The organism is Paraburkholderia sp. J7, assembly GCF_905220155.1.
Taxonomy (GTDB): Bacteria; Pseudomonadota; Gammaproteobacteria; order Burkholderiales; family Burkholderiaceae; genus Paraburkholderia.
In genome coordinates, this window is sequence record NZ_CAJMYZ010000020.1 from 1 (window position 1) to 17,654 (window position 17,654).

General features: G+C 66.7%; 19 protein-coding genes and 1 riboswitch. Of the genes, 16 read left to right on the top strand and 3 right to left on the bottom strand.

What is annotated here, in order from left to right:
* The 4 genes from hpnK to U5A58_RS28395 form a co-directional block, all read left to right on the top strand.
* The coding region (hpnK, locus tag U5A58_RS28380) for a hopanoid biosynthesis-associated protein HpnK (RefSeq protein WP_321963892.1) at positions 1 to 885 on the top strand (885 nt) is incomplete at its 5' end.
* Positions 882 to 1,937 carry a lysylphosphatidylglycerol synthase domain-containing protein gene (locus tag U5A58_RS28385; RefSeq protein WP_321963893.1) on the top strand — a complete coding sequence of 352 codons (1,056 nt, stop codon included), beginning with the start codon at positions 882 to 884 and terminating at the stop codon, positions 1,935 to 1,937. The genes hpnK and U5A58_RS28385, both read left to right, overlap by 4 nt.
* Before the next feature lie 103 nt (positions 1,938 to 2,040).
* Complete coding sequence (locus U5A58_RS28390) at positions 2,041 to 2,622, top strand: hypothetical protein (protein ID WP_415774305.1); 582 nt, start codon at positions 2,041 to 2,043, stop codon at positions 2,620 to 2,622.
* Between the two features lie 34 nt (positions 2,623 to 2,656).
* Complete coding sequence (locus tag U5A58_RS28395) at positions 2,657 to 3,694, top strand: patatin-like phospholipase family protein (protein WP_321963894.1); 1,038 nt, start codon at positions 2,657 to 2,659, stop codon at positions 3,692 to 3,694.
* A gap of 35 nt (positions 3,695 to 3,729) precedes the next feature.
* On the opposite strand, the gene U5A58_RS28400 is transcribed toward U5A58_RS28395, so the two are convergent.
* The 3 genes from U5A58_RS28400 to U5A58_RS28410 form a co-directional block, all read right to left on the bottom strand.
* Positions 3,730 to 4,068 (bottom strand): type II toxin-antitoxin system PemK/MazF family toxin, encoded by a 339-nt coding sequence (locus U5A58_RS28400; protein ID WP_321963895.1) that lies wholly within the window; start codon positions 4,066 to 4,068, stop codon positions 3,730 to 3,732.
* Positions 4,069 to 4,075: 7 nt separating this feature from the next.
* Positions 4,076 to 4,420, bottom strand: coding sequence for an AbrB/MazE/SpoVT family DNA-binding domain-containing protein (locus U5A58_RS28405; protein ID WP_321963896.1), 345 nt, complete (start codon positions 4,418 to 4,420; stop codon positions 4,076 to 4,078).
* A gap of 130 nt (positions 4,421 to 4,550) precedes the next feature.
* A complete protein-coding gene (locus U5A58_RS28410) occupies positions 4,551 to 5,165 on the bottom strand; it encodes a histidine phosphatase family protein (RefSeq protein ID WP_321963897.1) in 615 nt (204 codons plus the stop codon).
* A 44-nt stretch (positions 5,166 to 5,209) separates the two neighbouring features.
* A riboswitch (cobalamin riboswitch) is annotated at positions 5,210 to 5,355 on the top strand.
* A 39-nt stretch (positions 5,356 to 5,394) separates the two neighbouring features.
* Here U5A58_RS28410 and U5A58_RS28415 point away from each other — a divergent pair.
* From U5A58_RS28415 to astE, 12 genes are all read left to right on the top strand, one after another.
* Positions 5,395 to 5,613 (top strand): CbtB domain-containing protein, encoded by a 219-nt coding sequence (locus U5A58_RS28415; RefSeq protein WP_321963898.1) that lies wholly within the window; start codon positions 5,395 to 5,397, stop codon positions 5,611 to 5,613.
* 13 nt (positions 5,614 to 5,626) lie between these two features.
* On the top strand, positions 5,627 to 6,379 hold the full coding sequence (locus tag U5A58_RS28420) for a CbtA family protein (protein ID WP_321963899.1): 753 nt from the start codon (positions 5,627 to 5,629) through the stop codon (positions 6,377 to 6,379).
* 317 nt (positions 6,380 to 6,696) lie between these two features.
* A complete protein-coding gene (locus U5A58_RS28425) occupies positions 6,697 to 7,386 on the top strand; it encodes an ABC transporter permease (protein ID WP_158758057.1) in 690 nt (229 codons plus the stop codon).
* 14 nt (positions 7,387 to 7,400) lie between these two features.
* Positions 7,401 to 8,114, top strand: a complete 714-nt coding sequence (locus tag U5A58_RS28430) for an ABC transporter permease (protein WP_233881798.1) — start codon at positions 7,401 to 7,403, stop codon at positions 8,112 to 8,114.
* A 36-nt stretch (positions 8,115 to 8,150) separates the two neighbouring features.
* Positions 8,151 to 8,942: an ABC transporter ATP-binding protein gene (locus U5A58_RS28435; protein WP_415774311.1), complete on the top strand. Its 792-nt coding sequence runs from the start codon at positions 8,151 to 8,153 to the stop codon at positions 8,940 to 8,942.
* 156 nt (positions 8,943 to 9,098) lie between these two features.
* The gene (locus tag U5A58_RS28440; RefSeq protein ID WP_321936796.1) at positions 9,099 to 10,070 is read left to right on the top strand and encodes a GlxA family transcriptional regulator; all 972 of its coding nucleotides are present in this window, start codon (positions 9,099 to 9,101) and stop codon (positions 10,068 to 10,070) included.
* 183 nt (positions 10,071 to 10,253) lie between these two features.
* Positions 10,254 to 11,480: an aspartate aminotransferase family protein gene (locus U5A58_RS28445; protein ID WP_321936786.1), complete on the top strand. Its 1,227-nt coding sequence runs from the start codon at positions 10,254 to 10,256 to the stop codon at positions 11,478 to 11,480.
* Positions 11,481 to 11,523: 43 nt separating this feature from the next.
* Positions 11,524 to 12,615 carry an arginine/ornithine succinyltransferase subunit alpha gene (gene aruF, locus U5A58_RS28450; protein ID WP_321914177.1) on the top strand — a complete coding sequence of 364 codons (1,092 nt, stop codon included), beginning with the start codon at positions 11,524 to 11,526 and terminating at the stop codon, positions 12,613 to 12,615.
* The gene (gene astA, locus U5A58_RS28455; RefSeq protein ID WP_321963901.1) at positions 12,612 to 13,643 is read left to right on the top strand and encodes an arginine N-succinyltransferase; all 1,032 of its coding nucleotides are present in this window, start codon (positions 12,612 to 12,614) and stop codon (positions 13,641 to 13,643) included. The genes aruF and astA overlap by 4 nt, the downstream gene beginning before the upstream one ends.
* A gap of 59 nt (positions 13,644 to 13,702) precedes the next feature.
* On the top strand, positions 13,703 to 15,166 hold the full coding sequence (gene astD / locus U5A58_RS28460) for a succinylglutamate-semialdehyde dehydrogenase (RefSeq protein ID WP_321963902.1): 1,464 nt from the start codon (positions 13,703 to 13,705) through the stop codon (positions 15,164 to 15,166).
* Between the two features lie 9 nt (positions 15,167 to 15,175).
* Positions 15,176 to 16,516: an N-succinylarginine dihydrolase gene (gene astB, locus U5A58_RS28465; protein ID WP_321963903.1), complete on the top strand. Its 1,341-nt coding sequence runs from the start codon at positions 15,176 to 15,178 to the stop codon at positions 16,514 to 16,516.
* The gene (gene astE / locus U5A58_RS28470) at positions 16,500 to 17,552 is read left to right on the top strand and encodes a succinylglutamate desuccinylase (RefSeq protein WP_321963904.1); all 1,053 of its coding nucleotides are present in this window, start codon (positions 16,500 to 16,502) and stop codon (positions 17,550 to 17,552) included. Before astB ends, astE begins: the two co-directional genes overlap by 17 nt.
* The last annotated feature ends 102 nt before the right edge of the window (positions 17,553 to 17,654 follow it).

Genomic DNA, 17,654 nt, shown 5'->3' on the forward strand with positions numbered 1-17,654 from the left:
CGCGATGCTCGCGCGGTGATCTTCACCGCCGACGACTTTGGCCTGCACGAGCGGGTCAATGCGGCGGTGGAGCGCGCGCATCGCGAGGGCGTGCTCGACTGCGCGAGCCTTATGGTGGCCGCGCCCGCCGCACAAGATGCCGTAGCGCGGGCGCGCAGCACGCCGGGTTTGCGCGTGGGGCTGCATCTGGTACTGGCGGACGGCGCGGCGATGCTGCCGCGCGCGCAGATTCCCGCGCTCGTCGATGCGCAAGGGCGGTTTGGCGACAACATGGTTCGCGACGGCGTGCGCTTCTTCTTCCTGCCGCATGTACGCAGGCAGCTCGCGAAGGAAATACGCGCGCAGTTCGAAGCGTTCGCGGCGACCGGGCTCGCGCTCGATCACGTGAATACGCACAAGCATTTTCATTTGCATCCCACGGTGCTCGCGCTGATCCTCGAGATCGGCCGCGACTATGGTTTGCGCGCGATGCGTCTGCCGCTCGAGGCGGGCGCGCCGTTCGCGCTGAAGCCCTGGCTCGCGCTCGTGCGCGCGCGCCTGGCTCGCGCGGGCATCGCGCACAACGACTACGTGGTCGGCATTGCGAAGACGGGCGCCATGGATGAGGCCGCCGTGCTCGACGCGCTTGCGCATCTGCCCGCACAGGGCGTGGGCGAGATCTACTGCCACCCGGCGCTTGCCGATGAAGCAGTTGAGGCGCCCATCACGCCGTCGATGCGCGCGTATCGCCATGCCGACGAATTCGGTGCGCTGATCTCGCCGCGCGTGGCCGCAGCGCTTGTGCAAGCGGGTGTGCGGCGTGGCAGCTTCACCGATGTGTTCTTCGGCGCGGCTTCGGGCTCAGGTCCCGCAGCATCGCGCGGCGCCGGGGTGCAGGCGTCATGAAGTGGCTGCAGTGGCTGGGCCTGCCGGTCGGCATCGCCATCCTGATCGGTCTCGTCGTCCATAACGGCGCGCACGACGTGCTGCGCGTAATCGGCACGGCTGGCCCCGTGCTGCTTTGGCTCGTGCCATTCCACGCGCTGCCGCTTCTACTCGACGCGCACGCGTGGCGCCTCCTGCTCGACAAGCGCGCGCCGCTCAGCTTCCTCTGGTGGACCGCGACCGTGCGCGAGGCCGTGAACCGGCTGTTGCCCGTGGTGGGCGTCGGCGGAGAGCTCGTCGGCATTCGCCTCGCGCGCTGGAAGGTGCGCAATGCGAGCGAGGTGACGGCTTCGGTGATTGTCGAGGTGTTCGTGACGATCGCCGTGCAATATGCGTTCTCGGCGCTCGGCGTCGTGCTGATCGTTGCGGCGACTGGCGACGGCGGGTCGCTGCGCACCATCGTCACGATCGCACTCGCGCTCGTGCTCTCGGCGCCGTTGCCCGTGCTCGCCGTATTCCTGCTGCGTCGCGGCGGCGTATTTCACGCGATCGAACGTTGGGCCGCGCGCCTGCTCGGCACTGACAATCCGCTCATGCTCGGCATCGACGGCAAGCAGCTCGACGCCGATCTCGACGCGCTGATGTCGCGCACCGGCCTCATGTTTCGCGCCTTCTTCTGGCAGCTCGCCGGCTATATGCTCGGGGCGTTCGAGACATGGTGGGCGCTCGCGCTGCTCGGCCATCCGGTCTCGGTGGGCGATGCGCTCGCCATCGAAGCCATCACGCAGGCCGTGCGCCATGCCGCTTTCATGGTGCCTGCCGGCCTCGGTGTGCAGGAAGTCGCCGTAGTGCTGCTCGCGCAACTCTTTGGCGTGAGCCAGGAAGTGGCGTTCTCGCTCGCGCTCGTCAAGCGCATGCGCGAAGTGGTGTTCGGCGTGCTCGCGCTGCTGACCTGGCAGGCCGCGGAAATCGTTCGCGCGCGTCGCGCATTGCGCCATGGTCCGCAGTCCGCAGAGGCGCTGCCCGCCGTGGCGAAGGTTTCCACGGACAACGGCCGCCCGAAGCGGGACTGACAGCACGATCCGGTCCATTGACGGTACATTGTGGGCATGTCCGCGCGCACCGGTTCTTCGGGCGCGCGTAGACGCAAGCCCATGCTGACGCGTTAGCAAGGACATGAAGCTCACGTTTTCACTCACGCGTTCGCTCACGCTCGCGTGCGCCGCCACGGCGGCGTTCACGCTTTCAGGCTGCGACGCTCGCCAGTTCGATGCCATGCTCGACACCATCCGGCAGGGATTCAAGGCGTTTTTCGATTCCGTGAAGCCCGACGCGCTGCTGCTCAAGGGCCTCACGCCAGGCGTTTCCACGCTCGAGCAGGTGCGCGAGCAAATGGGCAAGCCTGAAACCGAGCGCGTGTTCGACGACGGCTCGCGCCGCCTCGAATATCCGCGCGGTCCGCAGGGCCTCAAGACCTGGATGGTCGACATCGGCCCGAACGGGCGGCTCGTGGCCATCACGCAGGCGCTCACGGCGGAAAACTTCGCGAAGATCCGCGTTGGCATGAGCGAGGACGAGGTGCGGCGCCTGCTCGGCAAGCCGGGGCAGGTGGCAGGCTACCGCTTGAAGAAGGAGACGGTGTGGAGCTGGAAGTGGCTGGAAGGGGGCGTGACGCCCGAAGCGTATTTCAACGTGCATTTCGGACCGGACGGGCGGGTCACGACGACCTCGCGCTCGGACGTGATCCGCGGGCGCTGACCCAGTTGACTCACGATCACGCAAGGAGGCGCGCATGATGAACCGGAGACGGCCCAAGCGTGTGGGGCTCGTGCTCGGCGGGGGCGCGGCGCGCGGTTGGGCGCATATCGGCGCGATTCGCGCGCTCGAGGAAGCGGGCATCAAGCCCGACGTAGTGTGCGGCACGTCGATCGGCGCGCTGGTTGGCGCCGTATACGCAAACGGCGATCTCGACTGGCTCGAAGACTGGGTGGGCAAGCTCACCTGGCAAACTGTGGTGCGTCTGCTCGACTTGCGGTTTTCGGGCGGGCTGCTTGGCGGGCGCAAGGTGATCGACCTGTTTGCGCACCAGTTCAATGGCCGCTCGATCGATGACCTGAAGTTGCCGTTCACGGCGGTCGCCACCGAACTCGACACGGGGCGCGAGGTCTGGCTGCGCGAAGGCGGTGTGGTGGACGCCGTGCGCGCGTCGATTGCGATTCCCGGCATCTTCACGCCGATCTGGCATGACGGCGTGTGGCTCGTCGACGGCGGGCTGAGCAACCCGGTGCCGGTGTCAGCCGCGCGCGCGATGCGTGCCGACACCGTGATCGCCATCGACCTGAATCACGACATTCTCAACGGCCGCGACCTGGGCGGCGCGATCGACACGATGCCGCGCGAGTTGCCCGTGGAGGCGAGCGACGCGGCGACGGCGGCATCGGCTGCAGGGGCGGTCAGTCACGGCGTCAATGGTGCAGAAAGCGCCGAAGCGGCGCATGAACCGCTTCTGCGCCGCAACGGCAAGCGCTTCCCGCGCTGGCTGCAGCCGGCCGGTCCCGGCGCGGCAGGCGGGCCGGACGTGCGCGTGGCGCCGCCGCCTAGCACGCGCGTGCCTTCTGTGTTGAGTTCGGTAGCTCAGAGTATCGACATCATGCAGGTGCGCATTACGCGCAGCCGCCTTGCGGGCGAGCCCGCCGACGTGCTGATCCAGCCGCGCCTGGGCGGTATGGGGATTTTCGACTTTCATCGCGCCGGGCCCGCCATTGAAGAAGGCCGCGCGGCCGTGCAGTACATGATGCCGGCCATCAAGGCGCAGTTGGGACTGGACTAGGGCGCTGCTGCTTCTTTCTGCTACTGCATTGCCGGCTACAGATCCAGAATGCCGGCGACGGCGAACTTCGCCGCCTCCAGTTCCTCCGCGCTCGCCGATTCCCCCTTGTGCCGCCAGACTCTGCCCGCGAGCGAAAGCGTCGTGACCTGGTCGGCCATTGCGACGCAGGGGCTGGCCAGGCCGCTGATCGGGATTTCCGACTCCCACCCGTGAACGGTGCGGGTAATCGGCAGGCCGACGAAGCGGGTTGTGAGTTCGTTGAACTCGGCGTCGGTCAGGACGAGGACAGGGCGATAGCCGTCCTGCTCACTGCCTGCGCCTGGACCGACGTTGAGCCAGAGAATGTCGCCTGCGTCTGGTGTGCCGTTCTTCATGCGTTCCTTACCATGGGTCGAAACGCGTGGGGTCATCGGGTCCGCCGATTTCGGTCCCTTGCGGCTGTCCGAAGTCGATGAGCGGGTGCGGCTCGAGCTTGCGCTCGCGCAACTGCTGCAAATACCGCTCGCGCGAGAAGCGCCGGATCGCCGTATGCGGGCGAACCGTGAGCGACCCATCTTCGACTTCCACTTCGACTTCTTGCCCCTCCGCCAAAGACAGTTTGCTGGCAAGGCTGGCCGGAATGCGTACCGCGAGGCTGTTTCCCCAACGCTTCAGGGTTTGTATCGCCATTTCGTCCTCGTACTGAATTAGCCGTTTGGCCAATAACGTATTGAGTTTGATGTCCATACCTGATCGTGGTGTATCTACGTGGTTGATACATCACGGATGCTAGGCTTCGAGTGTGTATGTGTCAACGCGTTGATACGTGCGATGTTCGCGGCGCACGTACACAGATCAAGGAATGCCGTGTCTGGCCTCAGTCGATCGCCGCGAGCCACAACCAGCCGTGTTGGGCGCGGCGTAGCGCTACGACGGAAAGCGGCGCGATTTCGATCGAGCGGAAACCCGGCGACGGCGCGCCCAGCGCGCGAAGAATCGCCGCGCGCATCACACTCGCATGGGTGAAGGCGATGACGTCGGGCCCGGTGCTGGGGATCGCATCGAGCCAGGCGCTTACGCGCACGCGGACATCGTCGAACGATTCGCCGCCGCCTGGCGGCCGGAAAGCGGGATCGCGTGTCCAGGCGGCAAGGGCGTCGGGCGCTTCATGGGCAAGATCCGTGAGGCGCTTGCCTTGCCACGCGCCGAAAGCCGTGTCGGCTAGCGCGCCGATCGGCATTGCATCGGCGTAGCCTGCCGCGTTTGCGCTCGCCCGCGCGATCGCAGCGGGACTCGTCACCGCGCGTTGCGCCTCGCCATTGCGCTCGCCACCGGCCAGGCGCGCGTGCCAGCGCTCGCGCCAAGCAGCAAGCGCCGCGAGTGCGCGGGCGTCGAGCGCTTCTTCGGCTTCATCGTCAGGCGCTTGCGGGAATGTTCCCGTGCGCAGCGCGGCATTCGCCGCATGACTCACCAGCCAGACTGTCGTCGGCATGCTTTTCCTTACGTATCACTTCCCTGTGGCTGACATCCGGTCCGCAGCCAGTTGTCGTAGCGCGTAGAATACAGGCTCCACGACACGCGGAAGCCGGTGCAAGTCCGGCGCGGTCGCGCCACTGTAACTGGTTGCCGTCGATTGAATCGAAGCAACGGGAGTCAGACCTGCGCGTCGTGAACCACTCTTTCAACGACTAGCGGGGCGCGTTACCCCAGGAGAAGTCAGCATGTCCGACACCGCATTCCCCCTGCAGCACGCACCGGCCGCGCCGGCACCCATTCCGTTGCGGGAGATCCTGCCCTGGGCGATCTTCGGTGGCCTCATGCTGCTGCTGGCCCTGTACTTCGTGGGCGCCGAGCAAGGCGCGACCTCGATCGTCCCGGGCATGTACGTCCACGAATTCGTTCACGACGGCCGCCACCTGCTCGGCTTTCCCTGCCACTGACCGGGAGCTGAACATGGTCGGCAAGTTGCTGGTACGCGGCATGCTCGCAGGCATCGCCGCGGGACTTCTCACGTTCGGCTTCGCGAAGATCGTGGGTGAGCCCCAGGTCGATCAGGCGATCTCCCTCGAAGAAAAGCTCGATGCCGCGAAGGGTGAAGCTCCCGAACCCGAAATCGTAAGCCGCAAGACCCAGGCGAGTCTCGGCCTCTTCACGGGCGTGATGGTCTACGGCGCGTCGATCGGCGGCCTCTTTGCGCTCGTCTTCGCGTATGCGAACGGTCGCGTAGGGCGTCTTTCGCCGCGCGCGCTCTCGGCCTGGCTCGCGCTCGCGGCGTTTGTCGCGATCTACATGGTGCCGAGCATCAAGTACCCGGCGAACCCGCCCTCGGTCGGCGACCCGGAGACGATCGGCTATCGAACCGGGCTCTTCTTCCTGATGATCGCGATCTCGATCGCCGTGTCGGTGTTCTCGCTCAAGGTGCGCGCCGCCTTCGTGCCGCGCCTTGGCGGGTGGAATGCTTCGATCGTGGCGCTCGTCCTCTTCGTCGCCGTGATCGGCGCGGTCCAGTTCGCGCTGCCGGCGGTCAACGAGGTGCCCGCCGCCTTCCCGGCCGTGCTGCTGTGGAAGTTCCGCACGGCGTCGATCGGTATGCAGGTGATCCTCTGGACCACGATTGGCCTGCTTTTCGGCGCGCTCGCCGAAAAGCTGATTGGCGCGAACGCCCGTGCGCTCAGCGCGCGCGGCACGCATACGCGCGCTGCGTAAGCGCTGCAGGGCCGCTGGGCGCGCGTCGCGCACCTATCGAAAAAGCGACCCCAAACTTGCGTAAATGCCCCCGCACGCCCCGCGTGCCGGGGCATTTTTTTTCACCTTTCAAAAGCATCGGGCCCGCGGCTGCGCGGGCCGGATCCGCGCGCGCCCAAGCGCCGCACCGCATTGCTGCAGTGCAATATCCGCGCCGCGCCAGTTTGAGCAATCTATTTTGCACTGAGACGATCCGCGCCAGTTCATCGGTTTCGCCGGCGCTCACAGGCCGCGCGGGGCCGCCCGACACGACAAAACGACTTGATCCGGAGACGCGCGTGATCCTTTACGGCTTTGGCCCGGTGCTGCTCGCCGGCACGATCCAGACCATCGAGCTTTCGCTTCTCTCGCTCGGCGTGGCTGTCCTGCTAGGCCTTGCCGGCGCGGCGGCCAAGCTCTCGTTCAACCGACCGCTCGCGGCCGTGGCGACCGCTTACACGACGCTGATCCGCTCGGTGCCCGACCTCGTGCTGATGCTGCTGCTCTTCTATAGCATCCAGATCGGCGTGAACGAGGCCACCGACGCGCTCGGCATGGCGCAGATCGACATCGATCCGTTCGTGGCCGGCGTCGTCACGCTCGGCTTCATCTACGGCGCGTACTTCACCGAGACCTTTCGCGGCGCGTTTCTCGCCGTGCCGCGCGGCCAGCTCGAAGCGGGCCACGCCTACGGCATGAGCGGCGCGCGTGTGTTCGCCCGCATCCTCTTTCCGCAGATGATGCGTTTCGCGCTGCCCGGCATCGGCAATAACTGGCAGGTGCTCGTGAAGGCGACGGCGCTCGTTTCGATCATCGGTCTCGCCGATGTCGTGAAGGCCGCTCAGGACGCGGGCCGCAGCACTTTCAACCTGTTTTTCTTCCTCGTGATCGCGGCGCTTATCTATCTCGCGATCACCACGCTCTCGAACTTCGCGCTGATCTGGCTCGAACGCCGCTATTCGGTGGGCGTGCGTCACGCGCAACTCTGAGGAAAACGCCCGCCATGAACGAAATCATTCAGCAATTTGGCCGCGCGTTCCTCTACTGGGACGGTGAGCATGTCTCCGGCCTCGCGATGACGCTGTGGCTGCTCGTGATCTCCGTGGCTTTCGGCTTCGTGTGCGCGGTGCCGCTCGCCGTGGCGCGTGTGTCGAGCCGCCGCTGGCTTTCGCTGCCGGTGCGCTTTTACACCTATGTGTTTCGCGGCACGCCGCTTTATGTGCAGTTGCTGCTCATCTACACGGGCGTGTACAGTCTCGCGTTCATCCGCGCGGAGCCGCTCCTCGACGCGTTCTTTCGCAGCGGCCTGAACTGTGCGGTGCTCGCGTTTGCGCTCAACACCTGCGCGTACACGACAGAGATTTTCGCGGGCGCGATTCGCGCCACCTCACACGGCGAAGTGGAAGCGGCGCGCGCGTATGGCATGAGCCCGTTCACGATGTACTGGCGCGTGATTCTGCCTTCGGCGCTGCGCCGCGCACTGCCGCTGTACAGTAACGAAGTGATCCTGATGCTGCACGCGACCACGGTGGCCTTCACCGCAACGGTGCCCGACATCCTCAAGGTCGCGCGCGACGCCAACTCGGCCACTTACCGGTCGTTCGAGTCGTTCGGCCTCGCGGCGCTGATCTACTGTGCGGTATCGTTCGTGCTGGTGGCCGCGTTCCGCCGCGCCGAAAAACGCTGGCTCGGCCATCTCGCCGTGCGCACCCGCTGATTCACCGGAACACCGGAACCTCGGAAACTGGAGACCATCTTGGCTCAGACGCAATCCTCAGATAGCAAGCTCGTCGCGCGCGACATCCACAAGCGCTACGGCGACAACGAGGTGCTCAAAGGCGTCTCGCTCGACGCGAAGAAGGGCGACGTGATCAGCATCATCGGCGCGAGCGGCTCGGGCAAGAGCACGTTCCTGCGCTGCATCAATTTCCTCGAGAAGCCGAACGCGGGCGAGATCATCGTGGACGGCGAGGCCGTGCGCACGAAGGCGGGCCGCAACGGCGACCTGGACGTGGCCGACCACAAGCAATTGCAACGCATCCGCACCAAGCTCGCAATGGTGTTCCAGCATTTCAACCTGTGGTCGCACATGAACGTGCTCGAGAACGTGATGGAAGCGCCGTTGCACGTGCTGGGCGTGCCGCGCAAGGAAGCCGAGGAGCGCGCGCGGCAGTACCTGGAGAAAGTGGGTCTCGCGCCCCGCGTGGAGAAGCAGTATCCGTCGCATCTTTCGGGCGGGCAGCAGCAGCGCGTGGCGATTGCGCGCGCGCTTGCCATGCATCCCGACGTGATGCTTTTCGACGAGCCGACTTCGGCGCTCGACCCCGAACTCGTGGGCGAAGTGCTCAAGGTCATGCAAAAGCTTGCCGAAGAAGGCCGCACGATGATCGTCGTGACGCACGAAATGGGCTTTGCGCGCAACGTCTCGAATCATGTGATGTTCCTGCACCAGGGGCGCACGGAGGAACAGGGCGCGCCCGCGGATGTGCTCGGCGCGCCGAAGAGCGATCGCCTGCGCCAGTTCCTCTCGGGCAGCCTCAAGTAAGCGGCGCGTTTCGTCGCGCGCCCCGTCTTGCCGATGGTCCGTCCCACCGTTCTCCATCCCGCTTCCGTTCCTGCCGCAGCGCCCGGCGGCCAGGCGCCGCTCGCGCGCGCCGGGCGCACCACCCAGGTCGCGATCGTCGCGCTCCCGCCCGTTTCGATGTCGGGCGTGGGCCCGATCGTCGATGCGCTCAATCTCGCCAACGAAATCGACGGCCGCGCGCTGTACCGCTGGCAAATGTGCTCGTGGAACGGCCGCCCCGTGCCGCTGGCGGGCGGCGCGCAATGGCCCGCCGACTGTGCGTTTGGTGACGCGGTGTCGTGCGACTGGCTCATCGTCGTGACCGAGCGCTACCAGCAGTTCGCCGACTTCCGCCTGTTTCTCGCGAGCCTCGCGCGCGTGGGCCAGCGCACGCCGCTTGTCACGGGCATTCACCACGGCATCTGGTGGCTCGCGATGGCGGGGCAGTTGCAGGGCTACCGCGTGGCCGCGAACTGGGAAACGTTCCAGCAGTTCGCGGAGCAGTTCGAGCGCACCATCGTCACGCAGCACATCTACGAAATCGACCGCGACCGCGCGACTTGCGCGGGTGGCCAGGCCACGCTCGACTTCATGCTCGCGATGATCGGCCGCGACCACGGCCCGGAACTGGCCGAACGCATTGCCGACGCGCTGGGCGCAAGCACGCTGCGCAGCGGCGACGAGCGCCAGCGCATTCCGTTCGTGACCGCACCGGGCGAGCGGCATCCGCGCCTGAACGACGCGCTCAAGCTGATGGAAGCGAACATCGAAGACCCGCTCACGACCGACGAGATCGCGAATCTCGTGGGCGTCTCGCGGCGTCAGCTCGAGCGGCTCTTTCGCCAGTACCTCGGCGCGATGCCTTCCAAGTACTACCTGGGCCTGCGCCTTGCCAAGGCGCGCTCGCAGTTGCAGCGCACGAGCAAGTCGGTGGTGCAGATCAGTCTCGCGTGCGGGTTTTCTTCGGCGGCGCATTTTTCGAATGCGTACCGCGAGCGCTTTGGCGTCACGCCGCGCGAGGACCGCCGCAACTGGATCGAGCGCCAGCACGGCGGGGCCGCCGCCGAGCCGCGCGCGGGCGCGCTCGTCGAGCCGCCGGAAGTTGAGTGAAACGTAGCCGCGGCGCGGCGAGCGCGCGGACCTTGCAGGTTCCGTACGAAAAAACGCGTCGCGCCTGCGCAAGACGTTTGCGCGCAGCTTGCCTACACTGCACGAACTACCTGAGCGAAAGGGCACGGCCCCAACGCACATCGACCCCGAATTCGACACGCACTGCGTAATAGAGGAATCGCCATGAACGACCAGACTGTGAGCCGCAAGACCTTCGACGAAGTGATGGTGCCGTGTTTCTCGCCAGCGCCGTTCGTGCCCGACCGGGGTGAAGGTTCGCGCGTGTGGGACACAGAGGGCCGCGACTACATCGACTTCGCGTGCGGTATCGCCGTGACTTCGCTCGGCCACGCGCACCCGGAACTGCTGCGCGTGCTGCAGGAGCAGGGCAGCAAGCTCTGGCACATCGGCAACGGCTACACCAATGAGCCGGTGCTGCGCCTCGCACAGCAACTCGAAGCACTGACGTTCGCCGACCGTGCGTTCTTCGCGAACTCGGGCGCGGAAGCCAATGAGGCGGCGCTCAAGCTCGCGCGCCGCGTGGCCTTCGATCGCCACGGCGCTGACAAGTTCGAGATCGTCTCGTTCACGCAGTCGTTCCATGGCCGCACGTTCTTCACCGTGAGCGTGGGCGGCCAGCCCAAGTATTCGGAAGGCTTTGGGCCCGTGCCGGGCGGCATCACGCATCTGCCGTACAACGATATCGAAGCGGCGAAGCGCGCGATCGGCGCGCAGACCTGCGCCGTGATCGTCGAGCCGGTGCAGGGCGAGGGCGGCGTGATTCCCGCCGATCCGGCATTCCTGCGCGCACTGCGCGAAGCATGCGACGCGCACGGCGCGCTGCTGATTTTCGACGAAGTGCAAACGGGCGTGGGCCGCACGGGTCACTTCTACGCCTACGAGGATACGGGCGTCACGCCCGACATCCTCACGACGGCCAAGGCGCTCGGCAACGGCTTTCCGATCGGCGCGATGCTCACGACCGAAGCGATCGCTGCGCACTTCAAGGTAGGCGTGCATGGCACGACCTACGGCGGCAATCCGCTGGGCGCCGCGATTGCGGGCAAGGTAGTCGAACTGGTGAGCGATCCGGCGCTGCTCGCAGGCGTGCGTGCACGCGGCGAAGCGATCCGCGCCAAGCTTGCGAAGATCAACGAACGCTTCGACATGTTCAAGGAAGTGCGCGGCAAGGGTCTTCTGATCGGCGCCGAGCTGAACGCGCGCTTTGCCGGCCGCGCCAAGGACTTCAACGCGGCGGCGGCGAATCGCGGCGTGATGATGCTGATTGCGGGGCCGGACGTGCTGCGCTTCGCGCCGTCGCTCATCATTCCCGAAGCGGATCTCGACGAAGGCTTCGCCCGCTTCGAGCAGGCCTGCAACGACGTCATTGGCGTCGACGGCACGCGCTGATCGCAGCGCGCCCAACTGGACCACAGCGCACATAGGACCGACGATGCTATTCGTTCGCCCCGCCAGGCTTTCCGATCTCGACGCGATCGCCCACATGGCGCGCACCGCGCAGCCGGTGCTGCATTCGCTGCCGCACGACCGCGCAGCGCTCGAAGCGCGCATCGCGCTTTCCGAAGATTCGTTTCGCGCGGACGTGGACTTCCCCGGTGAGGAGTTCTATCTGTTCGTGCTCGAAGATTCCGCCACCGGGCGGCTCGTCGGCACGTCGAGCATCGTGGCGGCGGCCGGCTACGCCGAGCCGTTCTACGCGTTTCGCAACGATGCGCTCATTCATGCGTCGCGTGAGCTGCACGTGAACCGCAAGATTCATGCGCTGACGATGTCGCACGAACTCACGGGCAAGAGCCGTCTCGCGGGCTTTTACATCGAGCCAACGCTGCGCGGCGACGCGGCCGCACATCTCATGTCGCGCGCACGCATGATGTACATCGCGATGAACCGTCGGCGCTTCACGCCCGAAGTGTTCACGCTGCTGCTCGGCGTGACCGACGAAAACGGCGCGTCACCGTTCTGGGAAGCGGTGGGGCGCAAGTTCTTCGGGCGCGATTTCAAGGACATCGAGCTGGCCTCGGGTGGACGCAGCCGCACGTTCATCGCCGAAGTGATGCCGGCTTACCCGCTCTATGTGCCGCTGCTGCCCGAGCCTGCGCAGCGCGTGCTCGGCGAGCCCGACCCGAGCGCGTTGCTCGCTTACGAAATCCATCTGGAAGAGGGCTACGAGCCGGACCGCTACGTCGATATTTTCGATGCGGGCCCGGTGCTGACCGCCCAGGTGGATCGCACGGCCTCGGTGGCCGGAAGCGAGGCGCGCACGGTACGCGAAGTTGCGCTCGCATCGAATCCTGAGGGCGCGGCGTATCTGGTCGCGAGCCAACGCGCGGGAGAGTTCCGTTGCGTGCTCGCGACGCTGCCCGAACGCGAGAAGGGCGCAGGCACGAGTGAGCGTCACTTCGCGCCGCTCGACGCCGCCGCGCGCGCCGCGCTCGGCGTGCAGGACGGCGAACCGGTGCGCTGTGCGCCGCTTTACCGCGCCACCCCGCAAACAGAGGACGCCTACATGGGAGACGCACAATGATCGTGGTACGCGTCGTGCAAACGGGCGACGTGGACGCGCTCGTCGCGCTCGCCCAGGAAACGGGGCCCGGCCTCACCACCTTCAAGCCCGACCGTGAAGCGCTCAAGGCGCGCATCGAGCGCGCACAGCGCACGCTCGCAGGCGAGGCCGAGTTGCGCGAAGCCGGCTACTTCTTCGTGATGGAAGACACGGCAACGGGCGACGTGGCCGGCGTCTGCGGCATCGAAACGGCTGTGGGACTGGAGCAGCCGTTCTACAACTACCGCGTGAGCACCGTGGTGCACGCGAGCCAGGAACTCGGCATCTGGACGCGCATGCGCGCGCTCAATATCTCGCACGATCTCACGGGCTATGCCGAGGTGTGTTCGCTCTTTCTTTCGCCGCGGTATCGCACGGGTGGCGTGGGCGGGCTGCTTTCGCGCTCGCGCTTCATGTTCATCGCGCAGTTTCGCGAGCGCTTTCCCGAGCGCCTGTGCGCGGAATTGCGCGGCCATTTCGACGCGCAGGGCACGTCGCCGTTCTGGCGTGCAGTCGGTTCGCACTTCTACCAGATCGATTTCAACGCCGCCGACTACCTCAGTTCGCACGGGCGCAAGTCGTTTCTCGCGGAGTTGATGCCGAGATACCCGGTGTACGTCGAACTCCTGCCCGAGGAAGCGCAGGCGTGCGTCGGCCTCACGCATGCCGACACGGTTCCCGCGCGACGCATGCTCGAAGCCGAAGGGCTGCGCTACGAGAATCACGTCGATATCTTCGACGCGGGCCCGGTGCTCGAATGCCATATCGGCGACCTGCGCACGGTGCGCGACAGCGTGGTGGTGCCGGTCGAGATCGGCGAGGCGCATGCGCCAGAGGGCGTGCGCTCGCTCGTCTCGAATACGTCGCTGGGCGATTTTCGCGTGGGCTTTGCGCCGGGCGTCGTGCACGACGGCGTGTTCACGCTGAGCGCCAGTGAAGCGGCGGCACTGAATGTCACGGCGGGTGAACCGGTGCGCGTGCTCGGCCCCGCAGCGAAGCAACAGCGATAAACCTGCATGGGACCCGCGTAAGCGCTAAAGCGCGAGCGCTGGTCGACACAAGGATGACCATGAACGAGCTTTATATCGATGGACAATGGTGCGCGGCCTCGGGCCCCGCGTTTTCGTCGCGCAACCCCGGCACCGGCGAGACCGTGTGGAGCGGCAATGCCGCGAGCGCGCAAGATGTCGATCGCGCCGTCAGCGCCGCGCGCCGGGCATTTGCCGAATGGTCGCAAACGCCGTTCGAAGCGCGCTGCGAGATCGTGAAGCGCTTCGCCGCGCTCGTTACCGAAAAGAAAGAGATACTCGCTCAGGCCATTGGCCGCGAGACGGGCAAGCCGCTTTGGGAAGCGCGCACCGAAGCCGCGTCGATGGCCGCGAAAGTCGCGATTTCGATCACCGCTTACAGCGAGCGCACCGGTGAAAAACGCGCACAAATGGCCGACGGCGTGGCGGTGCTGCGTCATCGCCCGCATGGCGTCGTTGCCGTGTTCGGTCCGTACAACTTCCCGGGCCATCTGCCCAACGGTCATATCGTGCCGGCGCTGATCGCGGGCAACGCGGTCGTGTTCAAGCCTTCGGAACTCGCGCCGGAAGTTGCGCGCGCAACGGTCGAGATGTGGCGCGAAGCGGGTTTGCCCGCGGGCGTGCTCAACCTCGTGCAGGGCGAGCGCGACACAGGCGTTGCGCTCGCGAATCACCAGCAGATCGACGGTCTGTTCTTCACGGGCAGTTCCGACACCGGCACGCTACTGCATCGTCAGTTCGGCGGCCGGCCCGAGATCGTGCTTGCGCTGGAGATGGGCGGCAACAATCCGCTCGTCGTCGCACCGGTCGAGGATATCGACGCAGCCGTGCATCACGCGATCCAGTCGGCGTTTCTTTCGGCGGGGCAGCGCTGCACGTGCGCGCGCCGCATTCTCGTGCCCGCGGATGCATTCGGCGAGCGCTTCCTCGCGCGCTTCGTCGAAGTGAGTTCGCGCATTACGGTGGGCGAGTACGACGCCGAGCCGCAGCCGTTCATGGGCGCCGTGATTTCGGCGCGCGCGGCCGCGAAACTGATGAGTGCGCAAGCGCAGTTGCTCGAGCGCGGCGCACGCGCCTTGCTGCCGATGACGCAACGCGACCCGGCGCTCGGCTTCGTGACGCCGGCGATTCTCGACGTGACCGGCGTGGCCGACTTGCCCGACGAAGAGCACTTCGGGCCGCTCGCGCAGATCACCCGCTACGCGGGTTTCGACGACGCGATCGCCCAGGCCAACAACACGGCCTACGGTCTCTCGGCGGGCTTGCTCGCCGACGACGAAGCGCTGTGGCAGCGCTTCACGCGCGAAATCCGCGCGGGTGTGGTGAACTGGAACCGGCCGACCAACGGCGCGTCGAGCGGCGCGCCGTTCGGCGGTGCGGGCCGCTCGGGCAACCACCGGCCGAGCGCGTACTACGCCGCCGACTACTGCGCCTACCCGATGGCCTCGGTGGAAAGCGCGCAATTGCAGATGCCCGCGAGCGTTTCGCCGGGTCTTCACTTCTAAGGAACGACGATGACAACCCTTGAAGCCAACTTCGACGGACTCGTCGGCCCCACGCACAACTACGCCGGGCTGTCGTTTGGCAACGTCGCCTCGCAGAACAACGAGAAGTCCGTGGCGAACCCGCGCGCGGCGGCGCAGCAGGGCTTGCGCAAGATGAAGCGGCTCGCCGACCTGGGCTTCGCGCAAGGCGTGCTGCCGCCGCAGGAGCGGCCCTCCATGCGCTTACTGCGCGAACTGGGTTTCGGCGGTAAGGATGCCGAAGCGATTGCGCGCGCTGCGAAAGACGCGCCCGAACTCCTCGCGGCAGCCAGCTCCGCTTCGGCCATGTGGACCGCCAACGCGGCTACGGTGAGCCCTTCGGCGGATACGCCCAACCGGCGCGTGCATTTCACGCCCGCGAATCTGTGCAGCAAGCTGCATCGCGCGATTGAGCACGAGGCCACGCGCCGCACGCTCGCCACGGTGTTCGCGGACCCGTCGCACTTCGTCGTGCACGAGGCGCTGCCCGGCACGCCCGCGCTCGGCGACGAAGGCGCGGCCAACCATACGCGCTTTAGCGCGCAATACGGCGAGCGCGGCGTGGAGTTCTTCGTGTACGGACGCAGCGAATACCGTCGCGGGCCGGAGCCCAAGCGCTTTCCGGCGCGGCAGACGTTCGAGGCGAGCCGCGCCATTGCGCAGCGCCACGGCCTGACCGACGCCGGCACCGTGTTCGCGCAACAGAACCCCGATGTGATCGACGCGGGCGTGTTCCACAACGACGTGATCGCCGTGGGCAACCGCAGCACGCTGTTTTGCCACGAGCGCGCGTTCGTCGACCAGAAGGCGGTGTATGACGAACTGCGCACGAAGCTCGCGGCGCACGACGCGCCGTTCCACGTGATCGAAGTGCCCGAAGCGCGCGTGAGCGTGGCCGACGCGGTGTCGTCCTACCTCTTCAACAGCCAGTTGCTGAGCCGGGCGGACGGCACGCAGATTCTCGTCGTGCCGCAGGAGTGCCGCGAGAATCCGCAGGTGGCGATCTACCTCGACGAACTGGCCGCGAGCAGCGGTCCGGTGGACGAAGTGCTCGTGTTCGATTTGCGCGAAAGCATGAAGAACGGCGGCGGCCCGGCGTGCCTGCGTCTGCGCGTGGTCCTGAGCGACGAAGAGCGCGCGGCGACGGCGCCGGGTGTCTGGATGAACGACGCGCTCTTCACGCGCCTCGACGGCTGGATCGAGCGGCACTATCGCGACAGGCTCGCGCCGCAAGATCTCACCGATCCGGCGCTGCTCGTGGAGTCGCGCACGGCGCTCGACGAACTCACGCAGATTCTCGGCCTCGGATCGCTCTATGACTTCCAGCGCTGATCTCCCGCTCGCCGATTTTCTGGCGTACACGCTAGCCGGTACGCGCCCGGCCGCGCCCGAGGCGGCGCGCGGCGAGTGCGCGGGCGGCGTGCGCTGGCAATGGCTCGACGAGGGCGTGCTGGAACTGGAACCGGCACAGGTCGACGAGACGACGCGCAGCGTGCTGCTTTCGGCGGGCGTGCACGGCGACGAGACTGCGCCGATCGAACTGCTCTCGCAACTCGTGGCCGACATCGCGGCGGGCCGCGTGCCGCTGGCCTGCCGTGTGCTCGCGGTGCTCGGCAACGCAGCGGCAATGCGCGCTGGCGAGCGCTATCTCGACGACGATCTCAACCGCCTGTTCGGCGGCCGCCACGCACGTGTGCCGGCAAGCCGCGAGGCGCCGCGCGCCGTGGCGCTCGAAGCGGCGGCGCAGCGTTTCTTCGCGAAGGCCCCAGCTGCCGCCGATGCGCCATTCGCGCGCTGGCATCTCGACATGCATACGGCGATCCGCGCCTCGGCGTTCGAGCAGTTCGCGCTGTTGCCGCACACGGGCGAGCGGCCCGCGCGCGCGATGCTCGAATGGCTCGCCGACGCGCGCATCGCGGCCGTGTTGATCCACACCGAGAAGGGCGCGACGTTGTCGTCGTTCACTGCCGAAACGTGCGGCGCGCTTGCCTGTACGCTCGAACTCGGCAAGGTGCGTCCCTTCGGTGAGAACGACCTCGCTCGCTTCGCCGGTGCCGACGCCGCCGTGCGCCGTCTCGTGGCGGGCGAATTGTCGTTGCCGAAAGGCGCGCAGATGCCGCGCATCTTCACGGTGATCGGCCAGATCACGAAGCAGACCGACGCGCTCAAGCTCAACGTGGCCGCCGACGTGCCCAACTTCACCCCGTTTCAGCGTGGCGAGGTGCTGGCCGAAGACGGCGCATACCGCTACGTGGTGCAGCACGACGAAGAGCGCATCGTGTTTCCGAATCCGGGCGTGAAGCCGGGCTTGCGCGCGGGCCTGCTCGTCGTCGATACCACGCGGGAGACGCTCGCCGCGCTCGCCTGAACGCCTGGCCGCAAGCGCACCCTTGCACACGCCTTCGCGCGCTTGCGCATTCACGACATCCACTTGCATGTTCGAACGCACCGCGTCGGCGTGGCGCCGCAG

What these genes read in the sequence shown, in the direction of transcription:
- U5A58_RS28385 (WP_321963893.1), top strand. Translation starts at nt 882, where the DNA reads ATGAAGTGGCTGCAGTGGCTGGGCCTGCCGGTCGGCATCGCCATCCTG.
- U5A58_RS28390 (WP_415774305.1), top strand. Translation starts at nt 2,041, where the DNA reads ATGAAGCTCACGTTTTCACTCACGCGTTCGCTCACGCTCGCGTGCGCC.
- U5A58_RS28395 (WP_321963894.1), top strand. Translation starts at nt 2,657, where the DNA reads ATGATGAACCGGAGACGGCCCAAGCGTGTGGGGCTCGTGCTCGGCGGG.
- U5A58_RS28400 (WP_321963895.1), bottom strand. Translation starts at nt 4,068, where the DNA reads ATGAAGAACGGCACACCAGACGCAGGCGACATTCTCTGGCTCAACGTC.
- U5A58_RS28405 (WP_321963896.1), bottom strand. Translation starts at nt 4,420, where the DNA reads ATGGACATCAAACTCAATACGTTATTGGCCAAACGGCTAATTCAGTAC.
- U5A58_RS28410 (WP_321963897.1), bottom strand. Translation starts at nt 5,165, where the DNA reads ATGCCGACGACAGTCTGGCTGGTGAGTCATGCGGCGAATGCCGCGCTG.
- U5A58_RS28415 (WP_321963898.1), top strand. Translation starts at nt 5,395, where the DNA reads ATGTCCGACACCGCATTCCCCCTGCAGCACGCACCGGCCGCGCCGGCA.
- U5A58_RS28420 (WP_321963899.1), top strand. Translation starts at nt 5,627, where the DNA reads ATGGTCGGCAAGTTGCTGGTACGCGGCATGCTCGCAGGCATCGCCGCG.
- U5A58_RS28430 (WP_233881798.1), top strand. Translation starts at nt 7,401, where the DNA reads ATGAACGAAATCATTCAGCAATTTGGCCGCGCGTTCCTCTACTGGGAC.
- U5A58_RS28440 (WP_321936796.1), top strand. Translation starts at nt 9,099, where the DNA reads ATGTCGGGCGTGGGCCCGATCGTCGATGCGCTCAATCTCGCCAACGAA.
- U5A58_RS28445 (WP_321936786.1), top strand. Translation starts at nt 10,254, where the DNA reads ATGAACGACCAGACTGTGAGCCGCAAGACCTTCGACGAAGTGATGGTG.
- aruF (WP_321914177.1), top strand. Translation starts at nt 11,524, where the DNA reads ATGCTATTCGTTCGCCCCGCCAGGCTTTCCGATCTCGACGCGATCGCC.
- astA (WP_321963901.1), top strand. Translation starts at nt 12,612, where the DNA reads ATGATCGTGGTACGCGTCGTGCAAACGGGCGACGTGGACGCGCTCGTC.
- astD (WP_321963902.1), top strand. Translation starts at nt 13,703, where the DNA reads ATGAACGAGCTTTATATCGATGGACAATGGTGCGCGGCCTCGGGCCCC.
- astB (WP_321963903.1), top strand. Translation starts at nt 15,176, where the DNA reads ATGACAACCCTTGAAGCCAACTTCGACGGACTCGTCGGCCCCACGCAC.
- astE (WP_321963904.1), top strand. Translation starts at nt 16,500, where the DNA reads ATGACTTCCAGCGCTGATCTCCCGCTCGCCGATTTTCTGGCGTACACG.